Origin of the sequence: Clostridium paridis, from assembly GCF_016765615.1 — a bacterium.
In the GTDB taxonomy this organism is placed as follows: Bacteria; Bacillota; Clostridia; order Clostridiales; family Clostridiaceae; genus Clostridium_T; species Clostridium_T paridis.
This window is the reverse complement of the sequence record NZ_JAESWA010000022.1, coordinates 436284-454157: the sequence shown is the minus strand read 5'-3', so window position 1 is coordinate 454157 and position 17874 is coordinate 436284. Positions and strand designations below refer to the sequence as shown.

The window sequence follows — 17874 nt, the reverse complement described above, 5'->3', positions numbered from 1 at the left end:
TATTATAATATTATAAATATGTTAAAAATATAATAAAAAGATATAGTTAGAAGGAGTACATAATGAGAGCAGTTTATAAGAACCCAAAAGAATTAGCCACAGTTATAAAGGATTCTGTAGATGCATATTTGGAGGATTTAGTGACTTATGATCAACTAGAACAAAAGTTAACAAAAGTAATTAATGCAAATGGAGAAAGAGTATATAAAAATGGAATAATTGCATTACAAATTTCAAATGTTCTAGGTGAATCAAGAGTAGAAATAGTGAATAAAATATACAACAAGTAATTATGAGATGATGACGCTATATACTAGTTAAAATGCTAGTATATAGCGTTTTATATTTTATTAAATTAATAGGATTTTACAAATGCAATCGCTTGCGTAATTTTTACTTATTAAGAATGAAAACACAAAGAAAGAATATAATAAAAACATATCAATATAATAATTATATGGGGATTTTAATTAGCATGCATAGAAAAATTCTAAAAATAACCATAATGTTAATTGACAAACATTGGCAAGGGATATATAATTAAATTAAAGTTGTGCAAGCGTTTGCACCAACTTAATAATTAGTAAATGGGGGATATCATGAAAAAAATAAAAAAGCTTTTAGCTATGGCGTGTACTCTTACTGTTTCTATGGGAATACTTGTTGGTTGCGGTAGTTCTCAAACTACTAATGATAAAAAGGTCACTTTGGACATATTTCAATTTAAAGTTGAAGCAAAAGATGCTCTTGAAAAAGCAGCCAAAACTTATATGGATGAAAATAAAAACGTTACCATTAATATTCAAACTGTTGGTGGTGGACAAGATTATGGTGCAGCATTAAGATCAAAATTCGCATCTGGTGAAGAGCCAGCAATTTATAATATTGGCGGTCCTCAGGATGCTCTTGATTGGAAGGACAAGCTAGAGGATTTATCTAAAGAATCTTGGGTTTCACAAGCTTATGATGGAACTTTAGGCGCTGTCACAATGGATGGTAAAATATTAGGAATGCCTTTTGATCTAGAAGGTTATGGATTTATATATAACAAAAATGTATTTAAGAAGGCTGGAATAGACCCTTCTTCAATAAAAACTTATGGGGATCTAAATAAGGCAGTTCAAACATTAGATTCTAAGAAAGGAGACTTAGGCTTAGAATCTGTATTTGCACTTCCAGGAAAAGAAACTTGGGTAACAGGGTTACATTTATCAAATGTTGCATTCTCAAATGAATTTAAGGATGGAGTAGCAGCATTTAATTCTAAGACTTTAGATTTTAAATACAATGATGGAATGAAGAAATTATTAGATTTACAGATTAAATATGCATATAAACCAGATGGAACTGATAAATCTATTAATAGTGTAGATTATTCAACACAAGTTGAGCAAAAATTCTCCTTAGGAAAAGTTGCAATTATTCAACAAGGAAATTGGGTTTATGGAAGCATTGAAGGTGTTGATAAAGATTTAGCACAAAATGTAGGAATACTACCTATGCCTATAGATGGTGTTAAGGAAGGTTCTATTCCAGTAGGTGTACCAATGTATTGGTCCGTAAATAGTAGTAAAGATGATGCAACTAAAAAAGCAGCTAAAGATTTTTTAAATTGGTTATATACTTCCGATAAGGGTAAAGACATGATAGTACATGATTTTAAGTTTATACCTGCACTTAAGGGATATGATGCTGATAATCTACAACCAGCAGATCCTTTATCAAAGGATATAATAAGCTATTCAAAAGATGGAAAGACTATGCCTTGGGTATTTATGGGATATCCTACAGGATGGGGACAAAATAAATTAGGAGCTGACATTCAAAAATTCATTTCAGGAGAAATCAACTGGGATACATTAGTTAACAATGCTAAAACTGAATGGCAAAATGCTAGGAAATAGAATAATACATTAAATTTAATAATCCTGGACTTCCTTTAAGGATATCCAGGATTATTTAAATAAATAGTTCTAAATAGGGGTGATTAGATGAGAAAACGGAATTTTTCATTTTGGGGTTTTGTAGGACCAATTCTTTTGGCGTATATAGTAGTTCAATTAATTCCGTTAGTTATCGGAATATATTATTCCTTTACAGATTGGAATGGTATAAATTCAGATGTAAAGCTAATAGGGATACAAAATTACGTAAATGTATTTAAAGATCCAACATTTAAGCAATCATTTTGGTTTACTTTTAAATTTACTGTTTTATCTATAATAGTATTAAATGCGCTGGGATTTGGACTTGCATTGTTAGTGACAAGAGAATCTAAAATATGTAACATACTTAGAACTGTATTTTTTATGCCAAATTTAATTGGTGGATTAATCTTAGGATTTATATGGCAATTTATTTTTACCCAAGTTTTTTCTGGAATTGGAAAAGCTTTTGGGCAGCAATGGCTCCTAGGATGGTTATCTGATGGAAAGACAGGTTTATATGGCCTAGTTATTTTAATGGCATGGCAAATGGCTGGATACTTAATGGTTATTTATGTAGCATCGCTTCAAAATATACCTACTGAATTATTAGAAGCAGCTGAGATTGATGGAGCTAACTTATTTCAAAAAGTAAAGAATATAATTTTCCCATTAGTAAGACCAGCTTTTACAGTAAGTGTTTTTCTAACATTAGCCAATTCCTTTAAGCTATATGATCAAAACCTATCTTTAACAGCTGGTGGCCCTGCAAAAGCCACCGAAATGTTGGCAATGAACATATTTAATACTGCTTTTCAATTTAATTTAATGGGAGTTGCCCAGGCAAAAGCGGTAATATTCTTTGTGATAGTTGGAGGAGTATCCTTAATTCAACTATACTTTTCGAAGAAAAGCGAGGTGGAGATGTAATGAAATCAAAGAAGAAGCTACGTATTTCCTATATTCTTATAACAATAATTAGTTGCTTAATAGGAGTATTATTTTTATCACCTTTTTATATTATAATTATCAATGCTTTTAAATCCAAAAAGCAATTGTTTGAGAATACATTATCCATACCACATTCAGTAACGTTTGATAATTTTAAAGAAGCATTCCAAAGATTAGATTTTATTTCATCTTTAGCTCACTCATTGTTTATAACAATTGTAAGTGTTGTTTTAATTGTAGTATTTTCATCTATGGCTGCATGGATGCTTGAAAGGACAAAAAGTAAGTTAAGCGGATTTATTTTTACATTATTTATTGCATCTATGATAATTCCTTTCCAAGCTGTTATGCTTCCCTTAATAAGGGTTATGGGAAAGATACATTTTCTTAATGTTGCTGGAATTATATTTATGTATGTTGGCTTTGGCTCATCATTATCAATATTCTTGTATCATGGATTCTTAAAAAGTATTCCTAAAGAATTAGATGAGGCCGCTACAATTGATGGCTGTAATAAATTCAAGACTTTTTGGTATATAATTTTTCCATTATTAAAACCTATGACAATAACTGTTGCAATTTTAAATACTGTATGGATATGGAATGATTACTTACTTCCTTCACTAGTTATTAATAAGCCAAACACTCTTACCATACCACTTAAAACATTCTTTTTCTTTGGAGAATATACAAAACAGTGGAATTTAGCTTTAGCTGGGCTTATTTTAGTCATTATACCAGTAATAATTTTCTATTTCCTAGCACAAAAACATATAATAAAATCTATAACTGCAGGAAGTATAAAGTAAAAAGAACAGTTATTACTGTTCTTTTTACTTTGCAATACATTTTGCTTAATTAATTTCATAAATGAGTCTGGTGTAACAATTCGAACGTTAGGTAACTTATTAAGTCTTTCAACCACGTTGCTTATATTGCTCATATCTTTACTCCAAGCATGAACATATACAAATGTATAGGCACTTTCATTATTTATATCTATTTCACCATTTTTTACGGAGTTTTCAACGGAATTAATTAACTCCGTTTCATCTTCAAGGCCACTCCAAAGTAAGTTTCTACAGGAGACAATAGGCTTTTCATGTGACCATAAAATCTTGCCCTTATAATCATCATGCTTAGAATAATTTAAATAAAAAATCCCTTCAATATTAGGTTTGATTGTGAATTTATCCCATAAACTTGTTTTGTTGAAAGCCCAATCATCGATAACAGCTATATACTTTTCATCAACTTTTCCCATATAGGAATTTAAATCCTCTAAATATTTATCTAGTGCGTTAGAAGGAAATTTGCTTGGATAAATATATGAATTTCCAGAAGGAGAGACGATGAAATTGTCTAAACTTGTTGCGGAACTATAATATTTATTAAGAACAGTAGGGGCTAGGTAATATAAAGAAGGAGTCATGCTCCAGCCCATACTAAATTTTCCTCTAAACTTTGATCCATACCACTTTGGTGAAGTATAGTTACTCCCTAGATTCCATTGCTGATTATCTCCATCTGACATTATAAAAGTCACATAATGAACATTTGCCTCTGTAGGAACTGCTTGGTTTTTCTGATTTAATGGATTAGATGGAAATGAGCTAAGAACAGATAAATTATAGGACCAATCTGCGGCAATCATTCCAACACCATACTTTGAAGCAATATTTACATTTTTATATTCATCTGGCCCCCATCCAAGGCAAATAGAATTAGAATCCATGGAACCAAAAACTTTTTCTCTTAGTTTAAAATCATTAACATCATCTTCATAGAAAACTAAAGATTTTGTCATAATTGCATAATCTCTTAGAGCACTAGAATGTGCAGGGGATAATTCTATAACCAAGGAATGGTTTTTTAACTTATTCCATAAGTTATCATATGCCCAAAACTTATCAGTATTTCTACAATCACCAATAACAGTTGTTATTCCCAAGTCTTTAATTTTATCCTCTATAGATTCATCTATAGCTAGAGAGGATTTTAAAGCAGCTAAAGTGCAAGCGTTATTAATTGAAGGGTCAGAAGGCGTTGCTTTAGAATATAAAACATATCCTTTAATATAATCTTTAAAAACATCTATCATACTCCATGGATTAGCTACCATTTCGTAATTTACATTGTAATTATCTTTCAAGTCATCTAGCCATATATTATAATCTGGTTGGTTCGAGTTAATTGTATATATTTGTCTTGAAGAATGAGTAGAAATTAATCCCTGCAAAGTTGAAATCATAACTTGCTCAGCTTCTGTCATATCATTCTGAGATAATACATAAAGATATTTTGGTTTTTTAGGATTTTTTAAAGAATACTTTGGAATATTTGAAAAAGCTAGAACTGAACTTGAATTCATTAAAATTAAGATAACTAATATTATTAACGTTCTTTTCCTTTTCATAATATCAATACCCTTTTTCCTTTGCCCAATCTGAAAATTTTACTTTATATTTATCACCATTTTCTGAGCAATACTCATAAAAGGTAGTTAGAAAATTTATGCGTCTTTCTGTATAGAAACTTTGAATGCTTTCTGTTGAAATTCCAGAGAGAATTATTTGCCTTTTTATGATATCTTCAAGTTTAACATCTTTATAGTTTTTCATGGAATCGAACATTATCATGAATGTTGTAGTTCTACCAATACCTTCTTTGCAATGGAAATGAATCCACTTATCCTTAGAAAGTGAATTAATTTCTTTAACAAAATAATCTACTGTATCATTTGTAGGAATACTGCCATCGGTAACTGGAATTCTCTTATACTTCATACCAAGACTGTTAACCAACTTTTCTTCGTTATATATCTTATTGGGGGTTAATGTGGTTTGAGGTTTATTATAGAATGTTACAAATTCATTCTTAGGAATACCTTTCAAGTCTTTCTTCTCTTTAGCTATAACCTCTTTCCTTGTTAATCCATGATTTGCATTATTATATTTGTTTTTAAAGCTGATAGCATTTCCATCAATAAAGCCGTGAGATTCTTCCCTTAGGTCTATAACTACTATTTTCTTTTTAGTATCTAAGGCTTCTTTTAGTGTCTTTAATGAGTATTCTGTAAATTGTGAGCTTCCTGAAATATTTAAAGCATCTAATCCATTTAAATTAAGAATTTTACTATCCTTGATATCAATTTTATCTGTAGTTTTACGGAAGTGTTTAGGAAGATTTGAGGAATTAAGAGCATCTAAGACAAGATGAACTTCATCATCTTGAGCTTGAACATCGGTATTTGCACTAGCTAAAGCATTAATAGGGCTAGCTATTACAAGAATTAAAATCATCAATATTAAAGTGCTGGATTTAAATATTTTTCTCATCATTTGTATACCTCGTTATATAAATATTTAGTTTATCACAATAAGTTTTTATAATTTTGATATATTTTATACGAATTTATAAAAAATATTTCAGACACCATAAACTGACAAAATACTCCAGATAGTATAATGTTTTATTGAAGGAGGTGGGGTATTATGTCAAATCTGGAAGAAGTTCTAATGGAAATAGAAGATTTAAGAAGTCGAATGAATAATCTTCTTGACGAAAAAGAAGAGATCTTTGATCCAGAGTTGGTTGAAGTAAGTCAGCTGCTAGATAGCAAACTAAATGATTATGAGGCTATCATACGACAAGCTGATGATGATTAAAAAGAAGTGAAAATGGGGGAGGTGGTATTTGTACCATCTCCTTCACAAAAAACTCTATTATAGGGTTTTAAGTTCAACTATTAACTTATACATGTCTGGAAATGTCTAGAAGCCGACATTTTCAAACAAGTATAAGTTAAGTTTCCTATAAAAAACCCTATACTTGCCTATTTTAATTAAACATATTATCATAGACTTAGAATTAAAGTAAGGAGTGAAGTTATGATTAGAGCAGTATTATTCGATTTAGACGGTACACTTATTGATACCAATAAACTTATTATGGATTCCTTTAAAAAGGCATTTAAAGAAATATTAGATATTGAACCTCCAGAGGAGGAAATAGCAATGTTATTTGGAAGACCATTAGTTCAGACCTTAGGACAATATTCAGAGGAAAGAGTTGATGATTTAGTTAAAACTTATAGAGATTATAACGAAAGTAATCATGATAATATGTGCAATGCTTTTGAAGGCGTGAAGGAAATGCTAATTCAGCTAAAGAATATGGGTATAAAAACTGGAATAGTAACATCTAAAAGGGCTTCTCTTGCAAAAAGAGGTATGGAGATATCAGGAATTTTAAATTTAATGGATGTAATAATAACACCTGAATCAACTGAAAAACATAAGCCAGATGCAGAGCCTGCTTTAAAGGCTTGTGAAATTTTAAATATTAAGCCAAGTGAGGCTATCATGGTAGGAGATGCTACATATGATATTTTATGTGGCAAAGGGGCTGGATGTAAGACGATTGGTGTAAAATATACGGCGATTCCATTAGAAGAACTTAGACAAGCCTCACCAGACTATTTTATAGAAAAGCCAATGGATGTAATTGAAATTTTGAAAGAGTTAAAAGAAAATATAGCATAAAAACAAACCGCAAATACATTTGTATTTGCGGTTTATATATTAAAAGTTTTTAATATCTTCTTCTTCTACGTCTAGATCTTTTTCTTGCAGTTGCAATTAGATAAACTAGAGTTAAAATTACAACTATTCCTACTAAAGTAATTACGTATAATACTATGTTAGCTTTTAATAACTGAGTTAGTTTTACATTTACACTTCCAGTGTAATCTGCTTTATACTCCCTTACTGAAAAGCTTAGTTTAGTAGCTTTATTTGATGCAAGAGACCAAGCATCTTTCCCTTCTGTGTTTATAGTAACTTTACCTTCTTTATCATTTACATAATTTGAATATGCTGTGACATCTTTATCTAAAGTTACAGGAACTTCTAGAGTCTTCTTTGGTCCAAAGAACTTGAAAGCTTTATAATCTAGAGAAACTTTACCAACTTCAGAGCCTGCTTTAAGTAGCGTCTTTTGAGTAGCATCATAACTATAGTCAATTATAGATTTCATATCTTTGAAAACTTGTGTACTATGCTCGTCCTTTGTTGAGTCAAGTACAACTCCAATTATTTTTCTTCCATTTCTTTCGTAAAGAGCAACTAAGCATCTACCAGCTTGTTGAGTATAGCCAGTTTTACCACCAATACAACCATCTTTTCCTAAATTTTCATTTCTATTTTCTACATTGAAAGTAGCAGTTTTGTTTATGGTTATAGTTGCTTTGTCTGTTCCCATTATTTCTCTTACCCAATCATTATGGTAAGCAGCTTTTCCTAAGGTTGAAAGGTCATACGCAGTAGTGTAATGATCTTCATCATGTAATCCATTAGGTGTAACAAAATGGGTATCCTTCATATTAAGTTCTTGAGCTTTTTTATTCATCATGTCTGCAAAGCCTTTAGAATCTCCACCAACAGCATCAGCAATCATGTAAGCTGAATCATTAGCAGAATAAAGTAGAAGGGCCTTCATAACATCGTCAGCAGTCATAGTTCCACCTACAGGGATAGGTTGCATATTAGTATTTAATGAATATGCAGGCTGTTTCTTTGCCTCTTCTGTATAGTCTATAGTGTCATTTTTAGTTTTATTCTCAGCAAAAAGTAAAGAAGTCATAAGTTTTGTAGTACTAGCTGGATACTTTTTTGCATCTACATCTTTTGCGTAAATAATTTCACCAGTTTCATAATCTATAGTAATAGCAGCTTTCGCAGCGACAGAAGGTGCTGAGGATTTTTCAGCTGCTTGAGTCTTTAGTGCGAAAGGAGATATAAATGTTAAGGATAAAGTAATTGCAAGTGTTGATAATAAAGTTCTACGTTTCAAAATACATCTCTCCAAATCTTCTCATATAATTTTTTATAACTAAAATAATTTAGTTGTAATCCTTTTTAGCCTTAATAAGTATACCATCATTGTAGTATAATAACAACTATAAAACCTGTTATAAGGAGATTTGATAATGAATTGTAAACAAATTGAAGAGAAATTTAAAGATAGAAAACCAAGAAAAATAGGAAAATATAAGAGAAGTTCCGTTGTTATACCATTATATGAGGAAGAAGGAATAACATATATAATTTTTGAAAGGCGTTCTTTAAAACTAAAACATCAGCCAGGGGATATTTGTTTACCTGGAGGGAAGATTGAGCCAGGAGAAAATCCAAAGGAGGCTGCTGTAAGAGAACTCATGGAGGAGCTTTGCGTAAAAGAATCAGATATTGAAATTATTGGTCAAATGGATTACTTAGTTACACCATTTTCTCTTATAATGTATCCCTATGTAGGAAGACTCAAGAGCTTAACTGAAGATTTTAATAGAGATGAGGTGGATTCAATGATAAAAATTCCACTCGAGTTTTTTATTAATAACACACCCTTGATTCATGAAGATGAACTTAAGGTAGAAAGAGGAGAAGAATTCCCATTCCATTTAATAAGAGGAGGGAAGGAATATAATTTTTCAAAAATTAAATATGCTACACATTTTTATAAATATGGGGATGTAGTAGTATGGGGACATACTGCTAGGATTATTTATGAATTTATTAAAATAATAAAAGGGGATAAATAATCCCCTTTTAAGTGAGTATATATTAAATACGACTATTAGAATTTTCTTTTCTAAAAAGTAAATGTAAAAATGAAAGCTTAGTTTCACAAATTATTATTGATAGAAATAAGATTGCTCCGCCAAATATCATTTGAATAGTTAATGTTTCTTTCAAGACTAAAGAAGAAAACAATGGACCAAATAAAGATTCAGTACATAGTATTAATGCAGCTTGTGATGGTTTGGTGTGCTTTTGAGCAATGTTTTGCATTAGGAATGCTAATAAAGTCGAAACAAAAGTTAAATAGCCTAATGAAACTAAAGAGTTATTTATATTTATATCAGATACATTTTCATATTTAATAGAACAAATTAAAGCTAAAATCCCAGTTACTAAAAATTGAATTATAGTTAGCAAAATAGGGTCATACTTTTTTGAAAATACACCAACAAAAGTGATATGCATAGCAAAAAATAATGCGCAAAACAAGGTAAGTGTATCTCCAAAATTAAATAAAAGTGAAGAACCGTCCCAAGTTAATAGGAAAATACCTAGAAAAGCAAGCACTGCTGAAAATACTGAAAATTTTTCTAGCTTGTCCTTAAATATTATCCAAGCCAAAAAAGGTACAATTATAACATTTAATCCTGTTATAAATGCATTTTTAGATGCAGTTGTATAAACCAAACCAACAGTTTGAGTTGAAAATCCTAAAAAAAGAAAAAATCCAAGTAATATTCCCGAACCGAGGGATTTTAGTGTTAAGTTTTTAATGCGTTTTATAAAGATTATAAGTAGAATTAATCCAGAAACAGTAAATCTTATAGAAGTTAAAACAAAAGGGGGAAAGGAGTTTAAAGCTTCTTTAGAAGCTACAAATCCAAATCCCCAAAAAGCTGCAACTAGTAATAAAGACACACTGTATACTTTATTATTAATTTTCATAGTTATATCCCTTCAAGTTGTTATTTGCTTAAGGTATTAATTACAGATTCCTTAGCATTAAGTTCTAAGGTATCATCAATAGGAGCAAGTGTATAATCATATCCTTTGTTTGCTAAAGCAGTTTGAATTAATCTATCTGCAAATTCAGGATTTTTTGTAAGAAAGGGTCCATGGAAATAGGTTCCATAAGTATTTTTATATATGCATCCTTCATTTCCATCTTCACCATTATTACCATAACCAACTATACATTTTCCTAGAGGTTTCAAATCATCTCCTAAGTAAGTTCTTCCTGAATGATTTTCAAAACCAACATAGGTTTCGTTAAAATCTTCATTTTTTATCATGGTATTTCCTATAAATCTAGTGCTTCCTCCTGTAGTATATAAATCTAATATATTTAATCCCTCAAGTTTTTCTCCTTTTGGAGAAGTGTAATACTTACCCAAAAGTTGATAACCTCCGCAAATTGCAAGAAATACTTTACCGCGTTCAATATATTCTTGTAGTTCATATCCTTTATTTAATTTTAAATCATCAGATACAATAGACTGTTCATAGTCCTGTCCACCACCAAAGAATACAATGTCAAAGTCGTTTCTATTAAATTTATCACCAAGTGACAAGTTAGTAATATTGACTTTTATTCCCCTTTGTTCAGATCTATATTTAAGCACAAGTATATTTCCTAAATCTCCATAAACATTTAATAAATCAGGATATAAATGACATATATTTATTTCCATTTAAAATTCCTCCTACCATAGTTCCTTTATATATCCTTTTGAGTGAAGATATTTTCTATAGTTAATCATTGCAGTATAAGTTGCTAGTACATATACAGTATTATTCTCGCTATTAATAATTGAATCAGTTAAATCCTTATACTCTTGCTTAATTATAAAAGAATTCTTGTTTAACCCAGCAATTTTAAGTCTAATAGCCATATCATACATTCTTATTCCGGATATAAATACATCTTGTATAGGCAAATCCTTAAGCTTTTCAAAATCTACGTCCCAAATCCAAGATACGTCTCTTCCATCAGCATAATTATCATTTAGTAAAAAGGCTGTTGAAAAAGATTCCTTATTTAAGCAGAGTGTATCAATTGCTTGATTAAACCCTGCAGGATTTTTGACAAGAATTATTTTAACCTTTTTATCTTCAATTGAAAGTATTTCTTGTCTTCCAAAACTAGAAGATTGCTTCTCTAAGGATTCGATAATTTTGTCTTCCTCAAGGGCTAATTCTTTTGATATTGCATATGAGCAAAGTGCATTATAAATATTATAAACACCAGCTTGGTTAATATTTAATGCTCTTCCATTAATAGTTACACTTGAACTTTCTGGAGTTAAGTCAATTATATTATCAACGTAGTATTTTAATTCATCTCTCTTAAACCCACATCCTTCGCAATAATAATCACCTAAGTGATTATATGTTATAAAGTTATAGGAGTAAGGAGTTTTACAAAACTTGCAGAACTTAGCATCAGCATTAATTTCAATTTCTTTATTATCATTAATTGAAGTGTTAAATCCGTAATAATACATAGGGTTTTTAAGCTTTAATCCACCAAGCAGTGATTCGTCACCATTTAAAATAAGCTTTGTCTCAGGTACTTTTTTAATACCTTCTAATATCTTTTCTAAAGTTGTATAAACTTCACCATATCTATCTAATTGATCTCTAAACAAATTAGTAATTGTAATAATTTCTGGAACAATATCTTCCGTAATAAACTTTAAGTTAGCCTCGTCCACTTCAATAACAGCATATCTTTGAAGTTTAGAGAAGAATTTATAATTTTCAACGAAACAAGCTACGATACCTGTATGAAGATTTGCTCCTGTTGCATTAGTAATTATATCTAATCCATTATTCTTCAAACTATTTGCTATCATTGAGGTAGTTGTAGTTTTACCATTTGTACCTGTTACTAAAATTACTTTATAGTTTTCTGAAACTTTTTTTAAAATCTTTTTATCAAGTTTTAAGGCAACTTTTCCAGGAAAGTTACTACCACCTTTAAATAAATGTCTTGATAAAAATATAGTTATTTTTCCTGCGATTATACTTAAAAAAGATTTAATACTAATTTTGTCCACCACCTTAAAATTATGTAACTTATAACTAAATATATTAAGAAAGGAAATTCCAAACAATACTTTTTATTTTAAAAAGAAAAAAATTCCCCTCCTTTTTATACACTAAATATGATATTTTATCAATCTAAATCTATATAATTAAAGTTTTCTTTAGCATAAAAAGGTAAGTTTTGAGCTTTTGAATTAAAAGCGCTTATTACTGTTTTTCTTTCACTATAGGACATTTTATTGAAAATTAACTTAAGTCCATAAGCAATAGGAGTATCCTTAGAATAAACCAAACTAAAGCCATAAATAAACTTTTCACTTTCAGGATTGTTTATTATTAAAGTTTTATCTATTACTTTACTTGAAGCCTCTGTATCCGATTCAACAATAATAATGTTAAAATGTTTATCAATCAATGTTTTTTCAATAGAAACATTATATTCCTTAGAATTTATTATAGCTACATTAAAAGTTCCTTTTGATAAGTATGGAATATTTGATATAGTATATGTAAGTGGTTTTTCACTTGAAAATATATAAGATATATATATTTTTTTACTTTGAACATTAAGAATTGTATTAGAAACAGCATTATTTAAATCTGGAATAAATTCAAATCTATTTTTATTGGAGTTAAGCAATGATGAAGAATTTTTACTTTCCTTATTTATTATTGACAAGTTTACTCCACTTTTTTCAGTTTTATCTTTAAAATCTTTATTTTGTAAAAATGCATCTTGTAGTGGAATTATGTTAAGCGGCACTTCAACTATAGAATCTTTAACAGTATCATTATTGGTGGGAGAATTGGTGTAACTTGGAGAATTATTATATATTTTCTCGAAGTTTCCACTTGATATAGTAATAATACCTGCAATTATCCCTACTGAAAAAATTATAATTAGTAATGAAGGTTTAATTTTTAGGTTCATATTTGGCTCCTTTTATGTTAATATATATAATGCTTTTGAAAATTTAACTATAGTAAATACAATTTAAGTATAGCATATTATAGATTTTTAATTTAGGTTTTGATAGAATTTATTTATAACCTCAAGGGGATAATTAGGAGGAAAAATGGGAAAAATTAAAGAATTATTGAACAAGCTTAAGAAAAATGGAGAACCCATAAAAAGTAAGCTGATAAAAAATGCAATAAAAATGAAAGAAAAAAGTTTAACTATTTATGAAAAGTTAAAGGTTAAAATAGATCCATTTATTAAGAAATATAAAGCTTTAAGTGAGAAATGGAGTATACTTCATCCTACAGTTGTAATGATTTTTTGCTTTATGATGGCCTTGATTATAATTTTTTCAGTAAAAACTGCTTTAAAGAAAAATCAGACATTAATTGCTAATAACAAAGCTGAAATGCTTTTCTATCAAGGAGATTTTGATAAATCAGTAAGTGAGTACGAAAAATTGCAAGAAGATGATAAGTGGCCTATCTGGGAAGTAAAGGAAGCTGAAATCTATTCTGTTCAAGGCGAAATGGACAAGTCCAATGATCTTTTAAAAGATGCTATGGATAAAAGAAATAAAATAGTTGGGAATAATAGAGAAAAGTATGAAGCTAAAGATAGAGAGTTAGTAAACTATATTGTTTTCACATATTTTATGAATAAGAATTACAAGGAAGCTTTGGAAATAGGTGAAAGTGAACTAAATAATTATGGAAAAGATAAACCATTAATGAGAACTATGTATACGGTATATATGGTAAATGGAGAGAAAGATAAAGCTAGCGAAATGGTTAAGGAGTATCCAGTGGATAGTGATTCAGCATATGATTTATCCATTTTAGCAAAGATGCAGATGCTTTTAGATGATTACGATAAAGGATTTGATTTATTAAAAGAAGCTTGGTATAAGGATAAGGACGAGATTAAGGTGTTTGACATAATATCTCAAGCAGCTACGTTTAATAAGGATTTAATTCTTCAAAAATTAATAGATAGGTCTTCAAAAGAGCCAAATGAGATTTGCTACAAGCTATGGATAGCTAAAGTATATTCAATGTCTCAAGATTCAGCTGATATGGCTCAAAAAACTCTAACAGAATTAGATGGTAAGGATATTGGAAATATTAATGTTAAAATAATTCAAGCGAAAATATATCAGTATTCTGGTGATAATGAAAAAGGTGAAAAATTACTAAATGAAATTATCAGCCAAAATAGTGAGTCATATATAGGTTATCATACTGCAGGTTGGTACTATTATGACAAAGGAGAATATGATAAGGCATTTGAATTCGCTCAAAAGAGTATTCTAGCTAACAAGGATTATCCTGATAATTATGGTTTCTTAATTCCTGATATTATGTTGAAGCAAGGAAAAGATAAAGAGGCAGAACCTTATTTTAGAGCAGCTTTATTAAAAGAACCTTTTAATTATGACATTATGGCAAAGATTGCAAATTATTATTGGACAACTGCTAAAGATAGTAATAAGGCTTATGAATATTTTAGTCTTGCATCTCAAGTAAAGCCAACTGACACAGAATTATATTATAACATGGCATTAATAAAACTAAATAGCAATTCTACTGATGATGCTATTGCATTGCTTAAGAAAGCAATTTCATTAGATGATGCAAATCCTAAATATCATAGAACATTGGGTACTGTATATATGAATCAAGAAAAGTATTCAGATGCGATTAAAGAAGTTAGGTATGCATATGCTGCAGATAAGAATGATCCACTAACTTTAAATAATGCTGGTTGTTTTTATATTTCGATTAATGTTGACTTAGAAAGAGGTATGGCTAATTTAAAGGCGGCATATGAATCAAGAGATTCAATTACTGATGCAGATACAAAGAAAGCCATAGAAGAAAATTATACTAAAGCAAAAACAGTATATGATGATTATAATAAAGGTAATGGGGATTCTATAAAGATTCCAGATTTCACATTGTTCTATTAATAAGTTATCTAGAATATTACTATATAATATATTTTTATATAGTAATATTCTTTTTTTATATAACTCTATGATATAATGTTATAATAACTTACACATAATTAATTATAAATAATATAGGGTTTTGAGTTGAGCTAACAACTTTTTCATGCCGGAACTGAAACATGAATAAATTAAAATTGCTATAAAAACCCTACATACAGTTAAGAAGGAGGATTAGTAATGTATCCAATTGTATTTGAGAATTTATATTATGATAGAATCTGGGGCGGTAGAGAACTAGAAGCCTTTAGAGATAACTTACCTGAAGGGAATATAGGTGAAAGCTGGGATATAGCTTGTCATCCAAATGGAATGGGTGTTGTTAAAAATGGAGAATTTAAAGGACTTACCTTTGAAGAGTTAATTAAACAAAGAGGGGCTGAAATTTTAGGTAGTGAGATAAAAGGGGATAGATTTCCATTACTTATTAAAATAATAACTGCAAATGATAAATTATCAGTTCAAGTTCACCCAGGTGATGAATATGCTCTTAAAAATGAAGGAGATCTAGGAAAGACTGAAGCTTGGTATGTTATAGATGCAAAGGAAGGTGCTAGCCTAGTAGTAGGGACTAAAGATTGTACAAAGGAAGAGTTTGAAAAGGCATTAAATTCTGGTGATTTAGAAAAATATTTAAATAGAGTGTATGTTAAACCAGGAGATTTCTATTTTGTTAAAAGTGGATTAGTTCATGCAATAGAAGAAGGTGTAACAATTGCTGAAATACAACAAAATAGCGACACTACTTACAGGGTATACGATTATAATAGAGGAAGAGAAATTCACGTTCAAAAAGCATTAGATGTAATTGATTTTTCCCTATCAGGTAAAAATGCAAAAGGAATAAAAATACAAGAAGACGGGTATTTAAAAGAATACTTATCACTTTGTCCATATTTCTCTATAGAAAAATATGTATTACAAACTGAAGTAACTGAGAGCAGTGACAAGGAAAGATTTTATATATTTACATGTACTGAGGGAAGTGGAGAAATCAAATATACAGATGGAACTGTTAAGTATTCTAAGGGTGATTCGGTATTTATACCAGCAACACTAGGCGAATATAAAATAATAGGAAAATCAACCTTGTTAAAATCATATGTGCCAAATGAAGCTAAAGTTGAAGAAGAAATACTTAATAATATAAGAGGATAATATTATTGCAGTTAAAAAGTTAAAGTTTTTTTGACTTTTTAACTGTTTTTTTTATGTGAATTAATCATAGGATTTATGAGTATAAATTAATATGTTAATTAATAGCAATAAAATTTTAAGGAAATTTTAATTAGACATTGATGTAATTAGGTTTTATAATGAAATTTGAGTAAACATAAAGGAGTAGACGCATGGGAATTGATTTTATTTTTATACTTAAAGCTATTGTTATAGCTATTGTAGAAGGTATTACTGAATTTATACCAATATCATCTACAGGACATATGATTTTAATTGGAGAACTAATTGGTTTTAATACATCACAAACAAAAGCATTTTCGGATATGTTTGAGGTAGTTATTCAACTAGGAGCAATTTTAGCCGTTATAGTATTGTATTGGAAGAAAATTTATACTACTGTAATTGAATTTTTTGTATTTGCTGCAACAAGAAAACAAGAAGCAAAAAGAGGTTTCAATTTTTGGCTAGCAGTATTAATAGGTACTATACCTGCTGTTATATTAGGACTTAAATTTAATGATTTTATAGAAGAAAAACTTTTTTCAGCTAAAACTGTATCATTTGCATTTGTTGTTGGTGGTATATTACTTGTTTTAGTTGAGAACTACTATAGAAAAGACTTGAGGAAGAGTAAAAGAATTACTAAGGACATTGATAAAATAAGTTTTACCCAAGCAATAAAAGTAGGTGTTTTTCAATGCTTAGCTATGTGGCCAGGAATGTCAAGAAGTGCCTCAACAATAATGGGAGGATGGATCTCAGGACTTTCAACTTCTGTGGCAACTGAGTTTTCATTTTTCTTAGCTATTCCAGCTATGATTGGAGCATCATTATTAAAATTAATTAAATTTGATTTTTCAATAATGAATAAAACTTATTGGATAGCATTAGGTATAGGCTTTATAGTTGCATTTTTAGTAGCTCTAGTAGTAATAGAAATGTTTATTAACTTCTTAAAGAAGAAACCTATGAGAGTATTTGCAGTATATAGAATAATTGTTGGACTTGTTTTAGTAGGTTTGGCTTTTGCAGGAATTATTAAATAAAAAATGAATATTTAAACTGGGCTGCTGACTAAATGTTGGCAGTTCTTTTATTTTCCTATATAATGTTAAATGTTATAGCTTGAGTTAATAAATTAATATATTAATTTATTTAAGTTATAATAATTAATAAAACAGATAAATTTAGTTTAAAAACATAAAAAAATTGGGAGTTGAA

The 17874-nt window shown here is 29.3% G+C and carries 17 protein-coding genes; 10 read left to right on the top strand and 7 right to left on the bottom strand.

The window, feature by feature from the left end; translation table 11 throughout:
* The first annotated feature begins 62 nt into the window (after positions 1–62).
* The 4 genes from JK634_RS09975 to JK634_RS09960 all read left to right on the top strand — a co-directional run bounded on the left by JK634_RS09975 (position 63) and on the right by JK634_RS09960 (position 3685).
* Positions 63–290, top strand: a complete 228-nt coding sequence (locus JK634_RS09975; protein ID WP_202767501.1) for a TIGR04540 family protein — start codon at positions 63–65, stop codon at positions 288–290.
* 309 nt (positions 291–599) lie between these two features.
* Entirely contained in the window at positions 600–1904 is a 1305-nt protein-coding gene (locus tag JK634_RS09970) for an ABC transporter substrate-binding protein (protein ID WP_202767500.1), read from the top strand.
* Between the two features lie 87 nt (positions 1905–1991).
* A complete protein-coding gene (locus JK634_RS09965; protein WP_202767499.1) occupies positions 1992–2855 on the top strand; it encodes a carbohydrate ABC transporter permease in 864 nt (287 codons plus the stop codon).
* On the top strand, positions 2855–3685 hold the full coding sequence (locus tag JK634_RS09960) for a carbohydrate ABC transporter permease (protein WP_202767498.1): 831 nt from the start codon (positions 2855–2857) through the stop codon (positions 3683–3685). The genes JK634_RS09965 and JK634_RS09960 overlap by 1 nt, the downstream gene beginning before the upstream one ends.
* Here the strand turns inward: JK634_RS09960 and JK634_RS09955 are convergent.
* Complete coding sequence (locus JK634_RS09955; protein ID WP_338031225.1) at positions 3628–5292, bottom strand: GxGYxYP domain-containing protein; 1665 nt, start codon at positions 5290–5292, stop codon at positions 3628–3630. The two genes, JK634_RS09960 and JK634_RS09955, sit on opposite strands and share 58 nt — an antisense overlap.
* A gap of 4 nt (positions 5293–5296) precedes the next feature.
* The gene (locus JK634_RS09950; protein ID WP_202767497.1) at positions 5297–6217 is read right to left on the bottom strand and encodes a phosphatase domain-containing putative toxin; all 921 of its coding nucleotides are present in this window, start codon (positions 6215–6217) and stop codon (positions 5297–5299) included.
* A 153-nt stretch (positions 6218–6370) separates the two neighbouring features.
* Between JK634_RS09950 and JK634_RS09945 the strand changes: the two genes are divergently transcribed.
* Positions 6371–6544 (top strand): aspartyl-phosphate phosphatase Spo0E family protein, encoded by a 174-nt coding sequence (locus JK634_RS09945; RefSeq protein ID WP_202767496.1) that lies wholly within the window; start codon positions 6371–6373, stop codon positions 6542–6544.
* A 222-nt stretch (positions 6545–6766) separates the two neighbouring features.
* A complete protein-coding gene (gene ppaX, locus JK634_RS09940) occupies positions 6767–7420 on the top strand; it encodes a pyrophosphatase PpaX (protein ID WP_202767495.1) in 654 nt (217 codons plus the stop codon).
* Between the two features lie 49 nt (positions 7421–7469).
* Here the strand turns inward: ppaX and JK634_RS09935 are convergent, their stop codons facing one another.
* Positions 7470–8729, bottom strand: coding sequence for a D-alanyl-D-alanine carboxypeptidase family protein (locus JK634_RS09935; protein WP_202767494.1), 1260 nt, complete (start codon positions 8727–8729; stop codon positions 7470–7472).
* A gap of 136 nt (positions 8730–8865) precedes the next feature.
* On the opposite strand from JK634_RS09935, the gene JK634_RS09930 reads away from it, so the two are divergent.
* Entirely contained in the window at positions 8866–9477 is a 612-nt protein-coding gene (locus JK634_RS09930) for an NUDIX hydrolase (RefSeq protein WP_202767493.1), read from the top strand.
* A gap of 22 nt (positions 9478–9499) precedes the next feature.
* Here JK634_RS09930 and JK634_RS09925 read toward each other — a convergent pair whose 3' ends face one another.
* The 4 genes from JK634_RS09925 to JK634_RS09910 all read right to left on the bottom strand — a co-directional run bounded on the left by JK634_RS09925 (position 9500) and on the right by JK634_RS09910 (position 13436).
* Positions 9500–10402, bottom strand: a complete 903-nt coding sequence (locus tag JK634_RS09925; protein ID WP_202767492.1) for a DMT family transporter — start codon at positions 10400–10402, stop codon at positions 9500–9502.
* Between the two features lie 20 nt (positions 10403–10422).
* Positions 10423–11148 (bottom strand): type 1 glutamine amidotransferase, encoded by a 726-nt coding sequence (locus tag JK634_RS09920; protein WP_202767491.1) that lies wholly within the window; start codon positions 11146–11148, stop codon positions 10423–10425.
* Positions 11149–11160: 12 nt separating this feature from the next.
* Positions 11161–12516 carry a MurT ligase domain-containing protein gene (locus tag JK634_RS09915; RefSeq protein WP_202767490.1) on the bottom strand — a complete coding sequence of 452 codons (1356 nt, stop codon included), beginning with the start codon at positions 12514–12516 and terminating at the stop codon, positions 11161–11163.
* A 119-nt stretch (positions 12517–12635) separates the two neighbouring features.
* Entirely contained in the window at positions 12636–13436 is an 801-nt protein-coding gene (locus tag JK634_RS09910; protein ID WP_202767489.1) for a hypothetical protein, read from the bottom strand.
* Between the two features lie 145 nt (positions 13437–13581).
* On the opposite strand from JK634_RS09910, the gene JK634_RS09905 reads away from it, so the two are divergent.
* The 3 genes from JK634_RS09905 (at position 13582) to JK634_RS09895 (ending at position 17699) form a co-directional block, all read left to right on the top strand.
* On the top strand, positions 13582–15435 hold the full coding sequence (locus JK634_RS09905) for a tetratricopeptide repeat protein (RefSeq protein ID WP_202767488.1): 1854 nt from the start codon (positions 13582–13584) through the stop codon (positions 15433–15435).
* A 219-nt stretch (positions 15436–15654) separates the two neighbouring features.
* On the top strand, positions 15655–16632 hold the full coding sequence (manA, locus tag JK634_RS09900) for a mannose-6-phosphate isomerase, class I (protein WP_202767487.1): 978 nt from the start codon (positions 15655–15657) through the stop codon (positions 16630–16632).
* A 191-nt stretch (positions 16633–16823) separates the two neighbouring features.
* Positions 16824–17699, top strand: a complete 876-nt coding sequence (locus tag JK634_RS09895; protein WP_202767486.1) for an undecaprenyl-diphosphate phosphatase — start codon at positions 16824–16826, stop codon at positions 17697–17699.
* Positions 17700–17874 lie beyond the last annotated feature (175 nt).

Excerpts from the sequence above, each read along its gene's own strand:
- JK634_RS09975 (WP_202767501.1), top strand. The coding sequence starts at position 63 with ATGAGAGCAGTTTATAAGAACCCAAAAGAATTAGCCACAGTTATAAAG.
- JK634_RS09970 (WP_202767500.1), top strand. The coding sequence starts at position 600 with ATGAAAAAAATAAAAAAGCTTTTAGCTATGGCGTGTACTCTTACTGTT.
- JK634_RS09965 (WP_202767499.1), top strand. The coding sequence starts at position 1,992 with ATGAGAAAACGGAATTTTTCATTTTGGGGTTTTGTAGGACCAATTCTT.
- JK634_RS09960 (WP_202767498.1), top strand. The coding sequence starts at position 2,855 with ATGAAATCAAAGAAGAAGCTACGTATTTCCTATATTCTTATAACAATA.
- JK634_RS09955 (WP_338031225.1), bottom strand. The coding sequence starts at position 5,292 with ATGAAAAGGAAAAGAACGTTAATAATATTAGTTATCTTAATTTTAATG.
- JK634_RS09950 (WP_202767497.1), bottom strand. The coding sequence starts at position 6,217 with ATGATGAGAAAAATATTTAAATCCAGCACTTTAATATTGATGATTTTA.
- JK634_RS09945 (WP_202767496.1), top strand. The coding sequence starts at position 6,371 with ATGTCAAATCTGGAAGAAGTTCTAATGGAAATAGAAGATTTAAGAAGT.
- ppaX (WP_202767495.1), top strand. The coding sequence starts at position 6,767 with ATGATTAGAGCAGTATTATTCGATTTAGACGGTACACTTATTGATACC.
- JK634_RS09930 (WP_202767493.1), top strand. The coding sequence starts at position 8,866 with ATGAATTGTAAACAAATTGAAGAGAAATTTAAAGATAGAAAACCAAGA.
- JK634_RS09925 (WP_202767492.1), bottom strand. The coding sequence starts at position 10,402 with ATGAAAATTAATAATAAAGTATACAGTGTGTCTTTATTACTAGTTGCA.
- JK634_RS09920 (WP_202767491.1), bottom strand. The coding sequence starts at position 11,148 with ATGGAAATAAATATATGTCATTTATATCCTGATTTATTAAATGTTTAT.
- JK634_RS09910 (WP_202767489.1), bottom strand. The coding sequence starts at position 13,436 with ATGAACCTAAAAATTAAACCTTCATTACTAATTATAATTTTTTCAGTA.
- JK634_RS09905 (WP_202767488.1), top strand. The coding sequence starts at position 13,582 with ATGGGAAAAATTAAAGAATTATTGAACAAGCTTAAGAAAAATGGAGAA.
- manA (WP_202767487.1), top strand. The coding sequence starts at position 15,655 with ATGTATCCAATTGTATTTGAGAATTTATATTATGATAGAATCTGGGGC.
- JK634_RS09895 (WP_202767486.1), top strand. The coding sequence starts at position 16,824 with ATGGGAATTGATTTTATTTTTATACTTAAAGCTATTGTTATAGCTATT.